The organism is Bradyrhizobium sp. JYMT SZCCT0428, from assembly GCF_018131075.1.
Classification (GTDB): Bacteria; Pseudomonadota; Alphaproteobacteria; order Rhizobiales; family Xanthobacteraceae; genus Bradyrhizobium.
The window spans coordinates 234699-250469 of record NZ_JAFCLS010000006.1; the positions used below are offsets into that span (position 1 = coordinate 234699).

23 protein-coding genes and 1 tRNA gene are annotated in these 15771 nt (G+C 61.9%); 16 read left to right on the plus strand and 8 right to left on the minus strand.

The genetic code is table 11. The features are described 5' to 3' along the window. Positions 1-8: 8 nt before the first annotated feature. Together JQ575_RS08730 and JQ575_RS08735 are read left to right on the plus strand one after the other, a co-directional pair. Positions 9-524: a hypothetical protein gene (locus JQ575_RS08730; RefSeq protein WP_212032800.1), complete on the plus strand. Its 516-nt coding sequence runs from the start codon at positions 9-11 to the stop codon at positions 522-524. 28 nt (positions 525-552) lie between these two features. Further along, positions 553-1857 carry a M20/M25/M40 family metallo-hydrolase gene (locus tag JQ575_RS08735; protein ID WP_212032801.1) on the plus strand — a complete coding sequence of 435 codons (1305 nt, stop codon included), beginning with the start codon at positions 553-555 and terminating at the stop codon, positions 1855-1857. 141 nt (positions 1858-1998) lie between these two features. Here JQ575_RS08735 and JQ575_RS08740 read toward each other — a convergent pair whose 3' ends face one another. Next, positions 1999-3042 carry an HWE histidine kinase domain-containing protein gene (locus JQ575_RS08740; protein WP_212032802.1) on the minus strand — a complete coding sequence of 348 codons (1044 nt, stop codon included), beginning with the start codon at positions 3040-3042 and terminating at the stop codon, positions 1999-2001. Between the two features lie 184 nt (positions 3043-3226). Here JQ575_RS08740 and JQ575_RS08745 point away from each other — a divergent pair, with 184 nt between their 5' ends. From JQ575_RS08745 to JQ575_RS08790, 10 genes are all read left to right on the plus strand, one after another. Beyond that, positions 3227-3406, plus strand: a complete 180-nt coding sequence (locus JQ575_RS08745; RefSeq protein WP_212032803.1) for a hypothetical protein — start codon at positions 3227-3229, stop codon at positions 3404-3406. A 199-nt stretch (positions 3407-3605) separates the two neighbouring features. Then, on the plus strand, positions 3606-3746 hold the full coding sequence (locus tag JQ575_RS08750; RefSeq protein ID WP_192736576.1) for a hypothetical protein: 141 nt from the start codon (positions 3606-3608) through the stop codon (positions 3744-3746). A 179-nt stretch (positions 3747-3925) separates the two neighbouring features. After that, the gene (locus tag JQ575_RS08755; protein ID WP_212032804.1) at positions 3926-4210 is read left to right on the plus strand and encodes a hypothetical protein; all 285 of its coding nucleotides are present in this window, start codon (positions 3926-3928) and stop codon (positions 4208-4210) included. A 176-nt stretch (positions 4211-4386) separates the two neighbouring features. Then, the gene (locus tag JQ575_RS08760) at positions 4387-4617 is read left to right on the plus strand and encodes a hypothetical protein (RefSeq protein WP_212032805.1); all 231 of its coding nucleotides are present in this window, start codon (positions 4387-4389) and stop codon (positions 4615-4617) included. 105 nt (positions 4618-4722) lie between these two features. Next, a complete protein-coding gene (locus tag JQ575_RS08765) occupies positions 4723-4935 on the plus strand; it encodes a hypothetical protein (RefSeq protein ID WP_249166526.1) in 213 nt (70 codons plus the stop codon). Positions 4936-5010: 75 nt separating this feature from the next. Continuing rightward, on the plus strand, positions 5011-5274 hold the full coding sequence (locus tag JQ575_RS08770; protein ID WP_212032843.1) for a hypothetical protein: 264 nt from the start codon (positions 5011-5013) through the stop codon (positions 5272-5274). 170 nt (positions 5275-5444) lie between these two features. Further along, the gene (locus tag JQ575_RS08775) at positions 5445-5600 is read left to right on the plus strand and encodes a hypothetical protein (RefSeq protein WP_212032807.1); all 156 of its coding nucleotides are present in this window, start codon (positions 5445-5447) and stop codon (positions 5598-5600) included. Between the two features lie 223 nt (positions 5601-5823). Then, a complete protein-coding gene (locus JQ575_RS08780; protein ID WP_212032808.1) occupies positions 5824-6330 on the plus strand; it encodes a ferritin-like domain-containing protein in 507 nt (168 codons plus the stop codon). Positions 6331-6470: 140 nt separating this feature from the next. Then, positions 6471-6680, plus strand: coding sequence for a hypothetical protein (locus tag JQ575_RS08785; RefSeq protein ID WP_212032809.1), 210 nt, complete (start codon positions 6471-6473; stop codon positions 6678-6680). Between the two features lie 54 nt (positions 6681-6734). Next, positions 6735-6989, plus strand: a complete 255-nt coding sequence (locus tag JQ575_RS08790; protein ID WP_212032810.1) for a hypothetical protein — start codon at positions 6735-6737, stop codon at positions 6987-6989. A 102-nt stretch (positions 6990-7091) separates the two neighbouring features. Here JQ575_RS08790 and JQ575_RS08795 read toward each other — a convergent pair whose 3' ends face one another. Further along, the gene (locus JQ575_RS08795; RefSeq protein ID WP_212032811.1) at positions 7092-7262 is read right to left on the minus strand and encodes a hypothetical protein; all 171 of its coding nucleotides are present in this window, start codon (positions 7260-7262) and stop codon (positions 7092-7094) included. 32 nt (positions 7263-7294) lie between these two features. On the opposite strand from JQ575_RS08795, the gene JQ575_RS08800 reads away from it, so the two are divergent. Continuing rightward, positions 7295-7573 (plus strand): hypothetical protein, encoded by a 279-nt coding sequence (locus JQ575_RS08800; protein ID WP_212032812.1) that lies wholly within the window; start codon positions 7295-7297, stop codon positions 7571-7573. Between the two features lie 239 nt (positions 7574-7812). On the opposite strand, the gene JQ575_RS08805 is transcribed toward JQ575_RS08800, so the two are convergent. The 5 genes from JQ575_RS08805 to JQ575_RS08825 all read right to left on the minus strand — a co-directional run bounded on the left by JQ575_RS08805 (position 7813) and on the right by JQ575_RS08825 (position 12457). After that, on the minus strand, positions 7813-8097 hold the full coding sequence (locus JQ575_RS08805; protein ID WP_212032813.1) for a hypothetical protein: 285 nt from the start codon (positions 8095-8097) through the stop codon (positions 7813-7815). A 496-nt stretch (positions 8098-8593) separates the two neighbouring features. Next, a complete protein-coding gene (locus JQ575_RS08810; RefSeq protein ID WP_212032814.1) occupies positions 8594-8929 on the minus strand; it encodes a hypothetical protein in 336 nt (111 codons plus the stop codon). Positions 8930-10165: 1236 nt separating this feature from the next. Further along, a tRNA-Val gene (locus JQ575_RS08815) sits at positions 10166-10240 on the minus strand. Between the two features lie 102 nt (positions 10241-10342). Then, on the minus strand, positions 10343-11623 hold the full coding sequence (locus JQ575_RS08820; protein ID WP_212032815.1) for a hypothetical protein: 1281 nt from the start codon (positions 11621-11623) through the stop codon (positions 10343-10345). Between the two features lie 138 nt (positions 11624-11761). Then, complete coding sequence (locus JQ575_RS08825; RefSeq protein ID WP_212032816.1) at positions 11762-12457, minus strand: DUF1134 domain-containing protein; 696 nt, start codon at positions 12455-12457, stop codon at positions 11762-11764. Between the two features lie 153 nt (positions 12458-12610). Here JQ575_RS08825 and JQ575_RS08830 point away from each other — a divergent pair, with 153 nt between their 5' ends. After that, on the plus strand, positions 12611-13075 hold the full coding sequence (locus JQ575_RS08830; protein WP_249166527.1) for a YHS domain-containing (seleno)protein: 465 nt from the start codon (positions 12611-12613) through the stop codon (positions 13073-13075). A gap of 1 nt (position 13076) precedes the next feature. Here the strand turns inward: JQ575_RS08830 and JQ575_RS08835 are convergent, their stop codons facing one another. Next, entirely contained in the window at positions 13077-13904 is an 828-nt protein-coding gene (locus JQ575_RS08835; protein ID WP_212032818.1) for a 3'(2'),5'-bisphosphate nucleotidase CysQ, read from the minus strand. Between the two features lie 163 nt (positions 13905-14067). On the opposite strand from JQ575_RS08835, the gene chpT reads away from it, so the two are divergent. After that, the gene (chpT, locus tag JQ575_RS08840; RefSeq protein ID WP_212032819.1) at positions 14068-14715 is read left to right on the plus strand and encodes a histidine phosphotransferase ChpT; all 648 of its coding nucleotides are present in this window, start codon (positions 14068-14070) and stop codon (positions 14713-14715) included. A gap of 194 nt (positions 14716-14909) precedes the next feature. Next, positions 14910-15771, plus strand: an 862-nt coding sequence (locus JQ575_RS08845; RefSeq protein WP_212032820.1) for an Hpt domain-containing protein, incomplete at its 3' end; no start/stop codon positions are given.

A 15771-nucleotide genomic window follows, 5' to 3' on the forward strand; every position in this document is an offset into this window, starting at 1 on the left:
GAGGCGACATGCAGACCGAGCTGAACAAGGTCGTCACGGCGCTATCGGAGTTTTACGCGCACGAGACGTTCCTGCTCGAAAAGGACGTCGGCGAGCGCCCGCTGACGCACCGGCTGGCGGTGCATCTTGAACATCAGTTTGCCGGCTGGCAGGTCGATTGCGACTACGACCGGCTCGGCGAGCGGACGCTGCGGCTGCCGCACGGTTCGATCATCTCGACCGACGACCATCTCGGCAAATCGATCTACCCCGATATCGTCGTGCATCAGCGCGAGATCCCCAACAATCTGCTCACGATCGAGGTCCGGAAATCCGCCAATCACCAGCCGCTGGAACACGACCAGCACAAGCTGCGGGCGCTGACCGATCCGCATCTGTGGTTCGCCTACTGGATCGGCGTGTTCGTGACGCTCGGCAAGAAGCAGGTCGCGATGTCGGAGGTCTATACCGGTGGCGTGATCGACCCGGCTTTGTCGGTCTGGTTCGCCGAACGGTTAAAGGATACAGGCTTAAGTGCAGGCTGAGGCCTGCGAGGAGAGAGGGAAGTCATTCATGAATCTCAAACGCACGATCCTGACGATCGCCTTTGCCGCGGCAGCTTCGCAGGCCTTTGGGCAGGCCGCGCCCGCGCCGGCGGTGGAAGCCATCCTCGCCAATCCCAAGGTCGCCAAGACGCTTGAGGACATCAAGGCCGACGATGCGCGAACCCTCGACGAGCAAAAGCGCATCACCGAAATTCCGGCGCCGCCCTACAAGGAAAAGATCCGCGCCGATTTTTATCAGAAGCGGATGCAGGAGCTCGGCTTCAAGGATGCCGCGATCGACAGCGAGGGCAACGTCATCGCGCTGCGCAAGGGGACGGGCGGCGGCCGTCCGAAACTCGTGGTGTCGGCGCATCTCGACACGGTATTCCCCGAAGGCACCGACGTCACGGTAAAGGAAAAGGACGGCACCCTTGTCGCGCCCGGCATCGGCGACGATTCCCGAGGGCTGGCGGCGCTGCTGTCGCTGATCAAGGCGATGAACGCCAACGAGATCGCGACGGTCGGCGACATCATGTTCGTCGGCACCGTCGGCGAGGAGGAACTCGGCAATCTGCGCGGCGTCAAGGCGCTGTTCCGCGATCACAAGGACATCGACGGCTTCATTTCGATCGACGGGCTCGGCATCACCCGCGTCGTCAACCAGGCGACCGGCAGCCATCGCTACGAGTTCATCTTCAGGGGCCCCGGCGGCCACTCGTTCCAGGAATTCGGCCTGCCGAGCGCGATCCACGCCATGGGCCGCGCGATCGCCAAGATCTCCGAGCTGCAGCCGCCGTCCGATCCCAAGACCACCTTCACGGTCGGCACCGTTGTCGGCGGCACCTCGGTCAACGCCATCGCGGCCGAAGCGCGGATGGCGGTCGACATGCGCTCGAATTCGACCGAGGAACTGCTCAAGCTCGAGGCGCGCCTGCTCGATCTGGTCAAGGAGGCGGTGGCGGATGAAAACGCACGCTGGAAGTCCGACAAGCTTAACGTCGAGGCCAAGATGATCGGCGACCGGCCCGCCGGAATCGTGCCGATGGATTCCCCGATCGTTCAGGCGACGCAACGCGCGGTCGCCGCCGTCACCCGCGCGCCGCGCGTGACCTTTGCGGGCTCCTCGACCGACTCCAACATCGCGATGTCGCTCGGCATTCCCGCCGTCACCATCGGCGGCGGCGGCGAGGGCGGCAACTGGCACTCGCGCAACGAATGGTTCAAGCCGACGGATGCGTATTTCGGCCCGCAAAACGCGCTGCTGACGGTTCTGATGCTGACGGGGCTGGATGGCGTGACCAAGCCGGCGCTGGTGGTGAGGCAGGGGAAGTAGGGTCGTCCGTCATGGCCGGGCATAGCCGTCAGAAGGACGGCGTCGCTTCCGCTCGCCTATGCCCGGCCATCCACGTCTTACTTTAGCTGAAGCTAAGACGTGGATGCCCAGCACGAGGCCGGGCATGACGAGCAATGTGGGCTACGCCCCGATCACCGGGAACGACAATTCGCAGTCGAGCCCCTCGGGCTTCCACTGCCGCGTGATCCGGCCGCTGAGGGTGCGGACCATGCCGTCGATGGCGTCGACGCCAAATCCTTTCCGCATCGGCTCGGCAATCCGGGGACCGCCGGATTCCGTCCAGCGCAGCTGCAGGCTGTCAGCCTCATCGATCTGCCAGTGGATGTCGATCTTGCCTGCGGGGCCCGACAGCGAGCCGTATTTGGCGGCATTGGTCGCGAGTTCGTGGATGGCCACCGCGATGGCCTGCGCGAGCGAGGCGGGAAGCCGGACGTCGGTCCCGGTCATGCTGACCCTCGTCGAGCCATAGGGCTTCAGTTCTTCATGAATGATGGTCTGGATGCTGGCGCCGGTCCAGCGCGACACCGAGAACAGCCGTTGCACATTTGCAAGCGCGCTCAAGCGCCCCTGGAATGCGGCCTGAAACTCTTCGGCGCTGTCGGCCTTGGTCAGCCGCAGCATGGCCTGGATCACGGCGAGCAGATTGTTCGAGCGATGATCGACTTCGCCGGTCAGCAGCATCATGCGCTCTTCGGCCTGCTTGCGGGTGGTGATGTCGACCAGCATGTTGACAGCGCCGAGCAGCCGGCCGGTCTCGTCGCGCAGCGGTGTCGGGTAGGGCATGAAGCATATGCGCGAGCCATCGGGCCGTTCGGCGATCGCCTCGACGTCCCGCACCGGGCGGTTTTCCTTGAGCGCAATCGCCATCGGACAGTCTTCGTGGCGCAGCGGCGTGCCGTCCGGCCAGAACAGCTTCCAGGTCACGCACCACATCTCGCCGATCTTCGGCGTGCGGCCGGCGAACTCGATGCAGGCCTGGTTGAAGAACGTGATCCGGCCTTCGGCATCTGTCGTGTAGATGGCGGCGGGCAACGCCTGCAGTAGATCTCGGAACTGCTTCTCTTGCGACTCGGTGTCGTCGGCTGCGGCGGTGTTCCTGATGGCATGCCGGGCCAGGATGTTTTCGAGATCGGCTGCTTCGGAATGCCTGAACAAATTCAACATAATACTTCTCCCCGCCCGCACGACGCTAATTCGTCACAAAGGCAAACGTTCCCGGGGGCGGCGAAATATGGCCTTTTGCCGTCGGGGCCGGCCGGCGGGCCGCCAATTGGACAAATTGTCAGCAAATTGCGGTCAAAGCCGGATTCGAATGTTCCACCAGTCAGGACGCGTAAGGGGAACTTTCATGGCGTACAGGATCGTGGCGGAACGGGAAAACGAGACCGTCCGGATGGACAGGATGAGTTCGCTGATGGCACTCGCCAAGGCGCGGGTGTGGGCCAGCGAAGGCTGGGACGTTACCATCATCGTCAGAGACGAGGATGAGCTGGCACCCGCGAAGACGGAGCGTCTGTTGCTGGTGTAATGGTCTTCGCCGACGGCGCGAAGCCCTCAGAAGGCCGCCCGGGGGGCGGCCTTTTTTTGTGACCTGCTCGGGGGCGCCGGCCTTGGTCTTGGCCACCCTTCAAGCCGGCGATCAATGGTCGATCGTGTGATCTCGGAATGATGGAACCGGGAACCTCCGCTGGCGTTATCAGCGCGGGCAGGCTCTGTGGAGATGCGCCATGCACTGGCGATTAGAAACCGCGGATGCCGACGCGATGCGCGGCACCGGCGAGGACAACCTTCTCTACGCAACCGGATGGACCATCAGCGGGCTCGCGACTTTGGGCACCATCGTCGCGGTCTGGGTATTCGGGATCTGATTCCGCGATTGCTCGCGCGACTGCTTGTCGCCGGTACGCGCAGGCCTGCGCCTGCGCCCGTTCACCAGCCGATCGGGTGCGACCCACACCGCAAAGATTCTTGGCTCCGCCCGAATTGTTAACTTGATATTTGTTCTTTGTTTGTTCTCTATAGGCTCCAACCCCCGGTGAGGTGAGCCATGGACAACAGGTTGAACGAAATCCGCAGGAAAATCAGGTTCTTGCGCTCTCAAATGCTGGATTCCGAGAGTACCATCCGCCAACACATCAACCGCGACGAAGACTGCGCCGAGGCCTCGATGCAGCTGATGGCCATGCGCGTCGTGATGCTCGGGCTGATCAGCGAGCGGAACAGGCTCGGCGGCGAAGAACGCCTGCTCGATGTCGATGAGCGGCTGAAAGCGGATTGCCGCGCCGCCGGCCGTGGGCCTTTGAAGGGCACGCGCGGCCGCCGTGTGCGATGAGCCTGGATATCAAGAGGCCCGGAAATCAAGAGTCGACAAGCTGCGCAGGCAGCTTGCCGAACTGGGCTCGGCAGTTCGCCGGCTCAATCAAGCCGGCCTCGACAACGCGACGGCTGACCTCCTGCTTTCACGCAAGCGGGCGGAGCTGGAAGATTTGATGAAGCGAGGCCATTCCGATGCCGTCAGATCCGCTGAAATGGTACGACCACAACGCGGATAATCCGCCCTGGATCAAGGCGCTCGCCGACGTCCGGACGTTGGCCTGCCGCGAAGGCTGGTGCTACCAGCACGTCCAGGCCATCATCGTCTCGATCGACCAGTACGCGGAAGCCGCACTCGGCAATCGCGGATACTTCCTGAACAAGCCGCATCGGATCGGCGGCAGCAGGAACGATCACGTTCCGTGATGCGCGACGTCGCCCGAGCCGCCGGCGCACGCGATTACTGCGAGCGGCAGATGGTCGCGGAACAGGTCATCCTCGGCGGCGTTTGCCTTCATGACCGAGACGCTGATGACAACGATTGAAGATTCCTTCCAGGTCGCCTGGGACTATCTGGAGGCAACGGGCGAACTCGGCGATCCCGACACCGCGGCCAATCACCTGCTCGACACGATCGAGACGATGGTTCGCCGCGGCGAGCGCCGCCGGCTGCTTCTCTCCAACACCGCCATCGCCGCCTACCAGCGTTTTCGAACCGAACAGGGCCTGTCGCTGGCGTCTTAGGAACAGGGCTCCGGCTGGAACGTTCTGCTCCGCACGCGGGGTTGGTCGCACCTCGCGAAAGCTGGGGAGGATTCTATGGAAAGCGGTTTCAAGAGTGCTGAAGCGTACCGCGCGACGGCCTTGCTCTGCCGTCAACAGGCCGCGTGCGATCCGGACAATAGCTGGAGGTTGCTCGGTGAGGCCGAGCGGTGGGAATACCTCGCCGAACAGATCCTGGCTTCCCGCCAGAATCGCGCGGCCGAAGGCGCCAAACCGGCCATCGAAACAGGGATGCCAAGCCTCGCGCCTTCGCAGCCGAAGACGATGGCTACTCCGCCGCGGCCGCCTCGCCATGGATGATTCTGTCGTAGCATCGCAGCCGGTGGCCGTTTTATCCGCCCTGCTCCGATCCAGCAGAGGTCACTGGGAACGCGACATAAAGATCGGAGTTGCCGTGTTATCGCCGTCCTGCCCTTGGCCTCTACCGGCGTCGAGAGTGTCGTGCTCCCGCCTGAATGCAGGGGTGAGCAATGTGCAAAAGGTGCAGCGAACTCGATGACAAGATCGAACACTACAAGCGCATATCAACCCATCTGACTGACCAGCTCACGCTGGACGGGATCGCCGGTTTAATAAAGCAAATGCTGGCCGAAAAGGCGGCGCTCCATCCCGAGCAAGAGCCGTGAGGTTCCTTTCCATCGATCGGTCGGTAGCGGTCTTGCCGATCACGCTCTAAGCGATATCGCGACAACGCGTGCAACGAGCGCCTTTGTAATTTACCTACAGCCGCTGCAACGCCGCCAAAAAAACAAGCCGAGAAAAATGAATCGTCGCAGCGGGACGCTGTTGAGGAACAACTCCCGGTACGGCTGGTTCTACCGCAACACAATCCAACAGCTGGAGGCCATTATGGCGAAAGAGAAAGCACTGCAAGACCTGTTCCTCGATACGTTGAAGGACATCTACTTCGCGGAAAAGAAGATCCTCTCGGCATTGCCGAAGATGGCCAAGGCGGCGCAGTCGCCGAAGCTCAAGGCAGCCTTTGAGAAGCATCTGACCGAGACCGATGGCCAGGTCGAGCGGCTGGAGCAGGTGTTTGCGTCGATCGACGAGACGCCGAAGGGCAAGACCTGTGATGCCATCATGGGAATTCTCGACGAGGGCAAGGAAGTCATGGACGAGTACAAGGGCATGCCCGCGCTTGATGCCGGCCTTCTGGCTGCCGCGCAAGCCGTCGAGCATTACGAGATTTCGCGCTACGGCACCCTCAGAACCTGGGCGAACGAACTGGGTTACAAGGACGCCGTGAAGCTCCTCGATGCGACGCTGAAGGAAGAAAAAGCGACGGACAGCGCCCTGACCCAGCTGGCGATATCCGAGGTCAACCAGCACGCCGAGACCGCGCAGGCTGCGTAATCAGGCAAGTGGACATCATCGTCGAAGGGCTCCAGCCTTACGCTGGGGCCCTTTTGCGTTTGCTGCTCGCGATCACATAAACGGAACGGAACCGACCGCGCCCCGGTTCATTGGTGTCTTGACCTCCAAGGAGACAGACAATGGCAAACCAGAATCCAGCCAAGACCGACGGCAAGGTTCCGACACGACCGCACGACTCGGGAAGTCAGGCCAATGAAACCATTGACGGCCTCGACGCCGAGACCGAGGCGTTGCGGCACGCTGCCGAAGATACGCCGTCTGCCGCTGCACCCGACGATGTCGAGAAGGTGCCGGTATTCGACCGCGCAGGCCGGGCGCCGAAAATCTGATCGGAGCCAAGTGCGCAAGTTACGAGACTGCGACTCAAATGCGAGGGTGAGGCGATGAAGTTCGGATACGCACAACCATTCTCCTTCAACATCGGTTATCGCCCGAAAACTGTCGTTTCCCGCGTTCGTCACGGCGTCACCGAAATCACCCTGAGCGACGGCCGGCTGGTTCGCGCGACGCTTCACGTCAAGGATGTCAAGATTGACCCGAACAAGCCGGGCTCGGTCGACGTTTCATACAATATCATTGCCGAGATCATGAACACGCCGGATGTGCCCATTCTCGACGTGCATGAGACGATTCAGTAAATGAAAGACCGGGGGGCGGATTAGCCCAACAGGGATGCGCGAAGGGCCGTGTAGTCCGTTGACATCGACGGCAGTATGGAAGCCCGGGCACCTCGCAAACATTCAATCCTGTTCACGCACGCGGATCTCCAGCCGTGCGTCGGCCAGGGCCTCGACGACGCATTTTGCCATTTGTTTGGCTTCCTCAAAGCCAACGCTTCGCTCGGGATGCTCCTTGAAGCATTCGCAAATGGCCTCCGCGATGATCGAGTTAACCTGATGTTGGTCAACCATGATTTGCCACCTCCATAGGCGGCGCGCTTTTCGTGTCGCCTGAAGAATTCAATCGCAGTATGAAGCTTCCTGAAAACGGCTCGACGATTTGGCCGGGGCCATTCGAATCAGTATTTGAATTTCGGCAGCGCCTTGAGCTGATCCTTGGTGGCGGCGTTGACGACGTGATCAGCCGATCAAACCGCAGTGGTCAGCTTTGGTTCCGTTCCTGTCTGCGAAGAAGCAACGAGGCGCGAGGCATCGGCAGCGTGCCGCTTCTGCCCGATCAAATATTGCAGCGCACCCCATATCTGTGGAGAGATGCGAGTTAGGCCAACCAATTCGCGAGCGACCTCCCGCGCTATCAATTCACGCTGGGCGAAAAAATCCATGGTTTGCGGGACAGCATTGGCAGCGTCGGCAATCGTCCGGTGCGGTATATTTCGGCAACCGGTCCACGCGCTGAGCGGTCTTCTTCTCGCTGGGACAAATTTGATCCCGTCGCGCACACTGCGAGCGAGATTCGCGCTCGCGGAAGCCAGCGGCGCAGTCTCACGTCGAAGATGGTTAGCTATGCATGCAGCCGATTGCTTGGCTTGAGCTCGTGGTGCGGGTTGGCGTTTGCGTAACCCGCCTCGTTTGTCGTCAACGAACGATCGGAAATGGAGCTGATAAAATCCCTGTGCAGGTAAGTTGGTCTCTTGGTGCCATCGAACAGCACGGCAACGCCGGTGTTGCGATAGCTAATTCCGGTAACGGTCCCGGTCTTGCCGGCCAGCGCCGGACACCGGACTGATCCGAGTTGATTCACCTTGAAACGAGTGCCGACAACCAATCTGTTGATCTGGTGAGCCATCCTTCCACCTGTTCAATTGAGCGATTGCACGGCCTTCAGGCGACGACGGATTGAAATCGTTTCTGGTGTTGTTGTCTGCCCGCTAGCCGACAATTCATTGCAGTCAGGTGCTTCGGCGACCTTGCGTGTCCAGCGAATAGCGCGGAGCGGTAGGTATTGCAGGCTGACCCTTTTCGAACGGAGGCGCAGCTTCGAATTCATTTGGAATAGTTCGCGCCCCCTCGTACTATGTCGGCGACCTGACTTAAGGTCTGACCCCTCAAAACAGAACTCGGCATGGAGGCGGTTATGGAATTAATCCGCGGTGAAGAGGTGGCTGTTTTGGAAAGCCGCACCAACAAGATCTGCAGCACATGCGGGAAGCGGTTGGCCCTGATTCGAACGATAGTGAATCCTCGCACCGGCTGCATCGTCCACATGTTTGAATGCCGGTGCGGCCAGCGCACGTGGGAAGATTAAAGACTCGTTCGGTCGACAACGTGCTGCCAGGCAGGCGCTACCTGGGCGCCGCTTTTCCGGCGTGCCGGCGGACGAACTCCTGCAGGAAGCTCGGCAGTTCTCGCATCTGATCCGAGCAACGTTTCTGCAGCTCGTGGGCGACCTCTGCTGAAACGTCTCTGCACCATCCTTCAGCGACATTGAAACCGGCAACGCGCACGGGGTTGCAGTATTGACCCTCCAGCAGATCGCGCACGACCGTTTCCAGGTCGGTAGCGCAGACATCACTCCCCCGCCATGCTCGACCGAGGGTGCCAAAGTCATCGACCACCAGGTAGACTTCTCGATTGTGCTCGTTTGGAACGATCGATGGGGTCCAAATGGACTTACTCATAAAGCAACTCCACGCAACGATACCCGTATCACAACAGCGCAGAGTGATTGCTTCAGGACGGCGAAAAGGCCCCGGATCGCTCCGGGGCCCAGGCATCGGCAAGAGGTACATCCGCTCTTGCCAACCGCCGCACTTTTCCGTGGCATCAATAGCCAAGACCCTGCAGAGACCTGCACCGCATTCGGCCGAGCCCGTCAGGCAGATAAGTGAGAGAAGAGGCAGTCAGATACTGCTATCGCCCACTCAACGGCATGAAGGCTGCAGTGACAATCGATCCGATCAGCCCGGCTACGCCGACCAGCGCGAAGTAAACTTTGTCTTCCATCCTAAGTCGCGATCCTACTTATGGGCATCATAGCCCGGCTGGTCAGCGAGCTGCAGTCACTCTTCCGGAGTACTCCGATACGCGACGGCCATCGCAGGCGGCCAAAGCGATTGCCGATGAGCGGTCGGAAAACGCGAAAGCCGCGACGCTTCCGAATGCGCCTCGGCAAATGCAGTCTGCGCGCTGATCGCTCTGCTCCTTTGCGCGGCAAACTGACCCGACGGGCAAATACCTTCTGATTTACGGAAATCGTGTCAAGCCCCGAAATAAAAAATATTTCTCTTTTAAAGAAATCAAATCAGGGGCATATATGTCGCCATCCCGTCCCACTCAGAGGGGCGTTGGCCATCGTCACAACGAGGGGCGGGTCGCGGTGGACGCTGAAGTTGCGATTGACGGTCGCGGCTGAGGCGTACGGCGAAAGCGTGTGGTCCTGGCGCCCGTAACGGCGTCAAGCCTTAAGGGAGCTAACGCTTCCGAGGGGCGACGGTGGCAATAGAGGCCGTCTCACCGGGGAGAGCGCGTCATAAGCCGTAAAGCCATTGCGCAGGGAATGTCGGATGCTCTCCGCTGCCCTGTATGCTCGTGTGCACCATCTTGTTGCACAATCGCACACGAGACCGCGGGTGCAGCGCGCATCCGGCATTCCCTGCGCCCTCTGTTTTCATGAGGGCGAAACCAACTTTACAACTCGGGCGCTTCGCGCCGCGGGATCGGGAACGCATATTTGGACGTCATTGCGAGCGCAGCGAAGCAATCCATCTTGCCGCGCAAAGAAAGAATGGATTGCTTCGTCGCGGAGCCTGTCATCGGGCGCGCATTCGCGCGACCCGTTGGCTCCTCGCAATGACGGATCGACGACGGGATGCCTGGCTGTCTGAATTCAAACCTGAACTCGTCCCGTAGGACGATGGTGGACGCACAAGGGATCGAACCTTGGACCTCTCCCGTGTGAAGGGAACGCTCTCCCGCTGAGCTATGCGTCCGGGATCCGGCGAAGAACGCCTCGTCAGAGCCCGCGATTTACGAAGTGCTAGCCCATGGTGTCAAGCAAACAAAGCGGCGATTTGAGACCATTGCCCCCGAAATCACGCCCCTTGCTGGCGGGCGCGGGAGGCGTGCGATTGCAGGGCCCGGATTCGCTCGGCCAGGGTGCCGCCGCCTTCGGAAGGCGTGGTGGCGGCAGTGTCGTTGGCCGGCTTGGCCGGAGGCTTGGGTGCCGCCGGTTCCGCGGCCAGCATGGCCTCGATCGCCGAATTCGGTCCCTCCAGCTGGATCGCCAATTTGGCGACCTCGGCGGCGATGTCGTTGATGCGTTCGCGTAAGAGCGCGTTTTCCATGCGCTCGGTGGCCCACGAGCTTTCGGCCTGCTGCTGGATTGCGTTGATGTCGCGCTGCAGCTTGGCGCGTTCGTCGCGCGCGACACGAAGCTGTTCCTCGACCGCGGCTTTCTCGCTGCGCAGCTTTTCGATCGCGGGCGAATGGCCGCCCTGGCTCAGGGCCGCGATCTCGACACGCAATTCCTTGGTCGTGCGCTCGGCGACGTCGTTGGCCTGCTTGAGCTGGTTGTTCTCGAATTCGCGTTCGGCCAGCAGCTTGCCCTGGGTGGCGAGCCGCGCTTCGAGATCGTTGACGCGGTTGCCGAGCATTTCGGCTTCCTTGACCTGGATGATCAGCTGCCGGTCCAGATCGGTGACGCGCTGGCTCAGATTTTCGACGCGGCTGCGCGCCTCGCTCAGTTCGCGCGTCGCTTTCTCGGATTCGCCGCGCTCCTGCGCGAGCCGGGCTTGCGTCGCCGCGAATTCCTTTTCGGCGTCGCCGACGCGGCCCTTCAATTCCTCGATCTGGGTGCGCACCGTGACCAGCTCGACCTGGCGGCTGTCCGCCACCATCGAACGATCGTTTAGTTCATGATTGATCTTGGCAAGTTCGCCCTGCTTGTCGGTCAGCGCCTTTTCGGCGCCGCGCAGCATCTCGGTCTTGGCCGCGAACTCCTCTTCGGTGGCGCGCATCTGTTCCTTGACCGCCTTCTCGCGCGCCTCGAGCCCGAAGATCGTGGCGTTCTTCTCGCCAAGCTCGATCTTCATGCGGTTGATCGCGTCGGATTTCTTGCCGAGTTCGGCAAGCTGGCTGGTGGTCTTGTTCTTGAGCTGGTCGACGCTCATCTCGAGCCGCCGCGCCGACATCGCAAATTCCGCGCGCAGCTGGTCCTTGTCGGCCTGGATTTCAGCCATCGACAGCGGGGTGGCCGCTTCCAGTCGCCGGGTCGTCAGCCGGACCGCGCGGTTATGCACCAGCGGCACGATCATCAGGCCAAACAGCATCGAGACCAGAAAACCGATCGCCAGATACATGATCGGTTCGATCATGGATGGTCACTCCCCGAGGGCATAAAGAATTCGTTAATCACAATGCCATGGGGGACCGGCAAAAGGCCAGCCCAATGCCGCGTTAACCTGAATCGTGAAGATCAATGTGTGCTGCTGTTCAGAAAACCGTTGAAAAGGTCAGAACGGGTTCCAGGTCGCGCGCGGGGTAAATTTGAGATAGCCGATGTTGGCGCCGAGTCGCAGACCGATGCCGGAGCGAATCGGCACCAGCACGATGTTGTTGGCGGTGAGCGCGGTCATGCCGAAGCCGCCGACGATATAGGCCGAGCCGTCGACGCCGGCGAAGCGCTGATAGATCGCGTTGGTGGCGGGCAGATTATAGACCAGCGTCATGGTGCGAGCGCCGTCGCCGCCCCAGTCGAAGCCGACCGACGGACCCTGCCAGTAGACCCTGAGGTCGCCGGCGTTCTTGGTGTAGAGCGTCCCCTCGCCGTAGCGCAGGCCGGCGACAAAGGCGCCGGAGCCTTCCTCGCCGAGCACGTAACCGTTCGGCAGGCCCCATTGGCTCACCGCGCGCTCGATGATCGATGCCAGCCCGCGCGAGACGTTGCCGAAGAATTTGTGGCCGGCGTTGACGAGTTCGTCCGGCCCATAGGTCGCCGGGCCCTGCGCGCGCTGCGGCGGCTGTGCCTGCTGGACCGGTGCCTGCTGGTACGGCGCTTGCTGCACGGGAGCCTGCTGGTAAGGGGCCTGTTGGCCCGGTGCCTGCAGCGGCGCCTGTTGCATCGGCCCCGACTGCTGCGCAGGTGCGGGCACAGTCCAGCACATCAGCGCGGCGAGCGTTACCGCGGCAAGGCGAGAGACGAAAATCATCAAAGAACCCCTGGTATCGAAATTCTGGCCGCAGCCTTAACCTGACGCCAACAAGCACGGCTCTAGGTTGCGCCCAGTGTCCCCTCGACTCGTATGTTATCGGTATCAACTATGACGGCACAACGGCAGGAAAGATATGGTTGGCGCCCCGGAATGGCCATTTTCGCCCTATGGGCAGGCATTTTCGGCGTTCTCTGCCTTGATTTCACCGCCCTTGCCGCGACCACCGAGCGGGTAGTGATCAATCGCTATTCCGGCCTTGCGATCGAGGGGTTTGATCCCGTCGCCTATTTCACCGATTCCGTAGCCGTCCAGGGCGTGGCGGATTTCGAGGTCGCCGAGGCCGGCGCCGTCTGGCGCTTTCGCAACGAGGGCAATCGCGCTTCCTTTGTCGCCCACCCCGAGGTCTATGGCCCCCAGTTCGGCGGCTATGATCCGGTCGATCTCGGGCGAGGCGTTACCTATGCCGGTAACCCGCGGTTCTGGGTGGTCGCGGGCCAGCGGCTCTATCTGTTCGGCCGCGAGGAAAACCGCGATGCGTTCCAGGCCGATCCTTCGCGTTTCCTGAAAGACGCCGCCGCCCGCTGGCCCCGGCTCGAACAGGGCCTGGCGCAGTAAGTCAGAGCGTGGCCTCGGGATCGCCCCAGGCGATGAATTCCGACACGATGAAGTCTTCGCGGCCACAACCAAAATGCAGCGCGGCGCCGGTCGAATCCGTGATCTTGCCGCCGGCGGCTGTAACCACCGCATGGCCCGCCGCCACATCCCATTCGCAGGTCGGCGACAGGCGGGGATAGATATCGACCGCGCCTTCCGCGACCCGGCCGAATTTGACCGCCGAGCCGAGTTCGGCGCGCGCAGCTCCGGGCCTTGCGGCAATAAAGGCTTCGGTGCGGTCATCGCCATGCGAGCGGCTGACGGCCACCGTCCAGGCTTTTCCCTTGATCGGGCAGGGCCGCGTCCGGATCGGCTCGATCCGCGGCGCGCCGCCGTCAATAAGGGTCAGCCGCTCGGCGCCCCGGCCGACGATGCCGCGCCAGATCAATCCAAGCGCGGGCGCGCTGACAATACCGAGCAGCGGCACCCCGCCGGTCACCAGCGCCAGGTTGACGGTGAATTCGGCGCGGCCGGCGACGAATTCCTTGGTGCCATCGAGCGGGTCGATCAGGAAGAAGCTGTGCTTGTAAGGCAGCTTCGCCAGATGCGTCCGCTCCTCGGACAATGACGGTATATTTGGCGCCAGCCGCGCCAGGCCTTCGCCGATAATGCGGTCGGCAGCGAGATCGGCTTCCGTGACCGGCGATCCGTCGGTCTTGCCGTCGACCGTCATGGCGGCGCGGTTGACGGCAAGGATCGCGGCGCCGGCCTGGATCACCAGATCGGTCAGCGGCTCGATCAGCGCGCTAGCGGCCACATGATCGATAACGGGCGGAGTTGCCTCATTCATGGGCGGGCTCATTTGCTGTTCGTGTTCCCTTGACCGGTGCCGCCCTGTGCTGGCAGCTCGCGCCTGCGCAGTGTATCAAACCACCTAGCATGCGTGATTCGTAATTGTCCGCCGGCAGTCTCTTGCAGCGATTGGGGACTGTGCGGCCTTCCAGGAAGATCCGATGTCTGGCACTCCCTCTCCCGGCGTCGCTCCCGACGCCCTCGAACTTGCGGCACTGCTGTGTTCGCGGGTCTGTCATGATCTCATCAGTCCGGTTGGCGCGATCGTCAATGGGCTGGAGGTCCTCGACGACAATCCCAAGCCCGAAGATCGTGAATTCGCACTCGATCTGATTCGTAAGAGCGCCAAGACCGCCTCGGCCCGGCTGCAGTTCTGCCGGCTGGCGTTTGGCGCGGCCGGCTCGGCCGGCGCGCAGATCGATCTCGGCGACGCCCAGACCATGGCGCGCGGCCATATCGAGGACGGCAAGATCACCATCACCTGGAATTTGCCGCGGCTGTTGCTGCCCAAGAACCGCGTCAAGCTGCTCTTGAACATGCTGGTCATTGCGCAGCAGACCATTCCGCGCGGCGGTACGCTGACCATCGACCCGATCGGCGACGGCGAGACGATGAGCTTTTGCGTCACCACGGCCGGCCTTAATGCCCGCGTGCCGCAAAACATCGCCGACCTCTTGAGTGCGAGTTCCAGCGCCGCCATCGATGCGCATGCGGTGCAGCCTTATTATACGCGGCTTTTGGCGCAGGCCTGCGGGCTCGCCGTGACGCTCGCGCTCGACGGCGACAAGGTGCTCATTACCGCCGCCTGAGCGCCGCCACGCGGCGATTATGGTTAACCAAAGGTTGATATTGGACGGCTGGATTCATTGCAGCCGTCTTATCTCTTTGTTGAGGCCGTTCTTTTCCATTTGCTCAACCAATATTAAACGCTTTGCATAGAAGCTGGCCAAGTTCCGTCGGGGCACGTCGATGTCGCGTGCCGGTGCGTGCGAAGGCCGGTTTCATGGATGATTTGTTGCGGGAATTTTTGACCGAGACCAGCGAGAGCCTGGATACGGTCGACAATCAGTTGGTGCGGTTCGAGCAGGACCCGAACAACGCGAAGATTCTGGATAACATCTTTCGCCTGGTGCACACCATCAAGGGCACCTGCGGCTTCCTCGGCCTGCCGAGGCTGGAAGCGCTGGCTCATGCCGGCGAGACCCTGATGGGCAAATTCCGCGACGGCATGCCGGTCACCGCCGGGGCCGTCACGCTGATCCTGTCCTCGATCGATCGCATCAAGGAAATCCTCGCAGGTCTCGAAGCCACCGAGAACGAGCCGGAAGGCAGCGACGAGGACCTGATCGAGAAGCTGCATCTGTTGGCGCAGGGAGGTTCGCACGATGCGCCGGCGGAAGCCGTTGCCGAGCCCGCCCCCGTCATCGCTTCACCCCCGGTTCAGCCCCAGGCTCCCAAGGAGGCTCAGGTGGCTCATGGCACGCTGGTGGATCAGGTGCTGGAACGGCCCCTGCGCCCGGGCGAAGTCTCGCTCGACGAACTCGAGCGCGCCTTCCGCGAGACCGCGATCGAAGTCGCACCCGCGCCCGCAGCCGCTCCCAAGGCAGCAGCTCCCGCGGCGGCGCCGGAAGTCGCCCCTGCGCCGCAGGCGGCAAAAGAAGTAAAGGCAAAACCGGCCCGCAAGGCGACTGCCGCCGCCGATGTCGGCGACGTCCAGGAAGCCGACAAGATCGCCAACCAGTCGATCCGCGTCAACGTGGACACGCTGGAACATTTGATGACCATGGTCTCCGAGCTGGTGCTGACCCGCAACCAGCTGCTGGAGATCTCCCGCCGCAACGAGGACACCGAGTTCAAGGTGCCGC

Excerpts from the sequence above, each read along its gene's own strand:
- JQ575_RS08730 (WP_212032800.1), top strand. The coding sequence starts at position 9 with ATGCAGACCGAGCTGAACAAGGTCGTCACGGCGCTATCGGAGTTTTAC.
- JQ575_RS08735 (WP_212032801.1), top strand. The coding sequence starts at position 553 with ATGAATCTCAAACGCACGATCCTGACGATCGCCTTTGCCGCGGCAGCT.
- JQ575_RS08740 (WP_212032802.1), bottom strand. The coding sequence starts at position 3,042 with ATGTTGAATTTGTTCAGGCATTCCGAAGCAGCCGATCTCGAAAACATC.
- JQ575_RS08745 (WP_212032803.1), top strand. The coding sequence starts at position 3,227 with ATGGCGTACAGGATCGTGGCGGAACGGGAAAACGAGACCGTCCGGATG.
- JQ575_RS08750 (WP_192736576.1), top strand. The coding sequence starts at position 3,606 with ATGCACTGGCGATTAGAAACCGCGGATGCCGACGCGATGCGCGGCACC.
- JQ575_RS08755 (WP_212032804.1), top strand. The coding sequence starts at position 3,926 with ATGGACAACAGGTTGAACGAAATCCGCAGGAAAATCAGGTTCTTGCGC.
- JQ575_RS08760 (WP_212032805.1), top strand. The coding sequence starts at position 4,387 with ATGCCGTCAGATCCGCTGAAATGGTACGACCACAACGCGGATAATCCG.
- JQ575_RS08765 (WP_249166526.1), top strand. The coding sequence starts at position 4,723 with ATGACAACGATTGAAGATTCCTTCCAGGTCGCCTGGGACTATCTGGAG.
- JQ575_RS08770 (WP_212032843.1), top strand. The coding sequence starts at position 5,011 with ATGGAAAGCGGTTTCAAGAGTGCTGAAGCGTACCGCGCGACGGCCTTG.
- JQ575_RS08775 (WP_212032807.1), top strand. The coding sequence starts at position 5,445 with ATGTGCAAAAGGTGCAGCGAACTCGATGACAAGATCGAACACTACAAG.
- JQ575_RS08780 (WP_212032808.1), top strand. The coding sequence starts at position 5,824 with ATGGCGAAAGAGAAAGCACTGCAAGACCTGTTCCTCGATACGTTGAAG.
- JQ575_RS08785 (WP_212032809.1), top strand. The coding sequence starts at position 6,471 with ATGGCAAACCAGAATCCAGCCAAGACCGACGGCAAGGTTCCGACACGA.
- JQ575_RS08790 (WP_212032810.1), top strand. The coding sequence starts at position 6,735 with ATGAAGTTCGGATACGCACAACCATTCTCCTTCAACATCGGTTATCGC.
- JQ575_RS08795 (WP_212032811.1), bottom strand. The coding sequence starts at position 7,262 with ATGGTTGACCAACATCAGGTTAACTCGATCATCGCGGAGGCCATTTGC.
- JQ575_RS08805 (WP_212032813.1), bottom strand. The coding sequence starts at position 8,097 with ATGGCTCACCAGATCAACAGATTGGTTGTCGGCACTCGTTTCAAGGTG.
- JQ575_RS08810 (WP_212032814.1), bottom strand. The coding sequence starts at position 8,929 with ATGAGTAAGTCCATTTGGACCCCATCGATCGTTCCAAACGAGCACAAT.
- JQ575_RS08820 (WP_212032815.1), bottom strand. The coding sequence starts at position 11,623 with ATGATCGAACCGATCATGTATCTGGCGATCGGTTTTCTGGTCTCGATG.
- JQ575_RS08825 (WP_212032816.1), bottom strand. The coding sequence starts at position 12,457 with ATGATTTTCGTCTCTCGCCTTGCCGCGGTAACGCTCGCCGCGCTGATG.
- JQ575_RS08830 (WP_249166527.1), top strand. The coding sequence starts at position 12,611 with ATGGCCATTTTCGCCCTATGGGCAGGCATTTTCGGCGTTCTCTGCCTT.
- JQ575_RS08835 (WP_212032818.1), bottom strand. The coding sequence starts at position 13,904 with ATGAATGAGGCAACTCCGCCCGTTATCGATCATGTGGCCGCTAGCGCG.
- chpT (WP_212032819.1), top strand. The coding sequence starts at position 14,068 with ATGTCTGGCACTCCCTCTCCCGGCGTCGCTCCCGACGCCCTCGAACTT.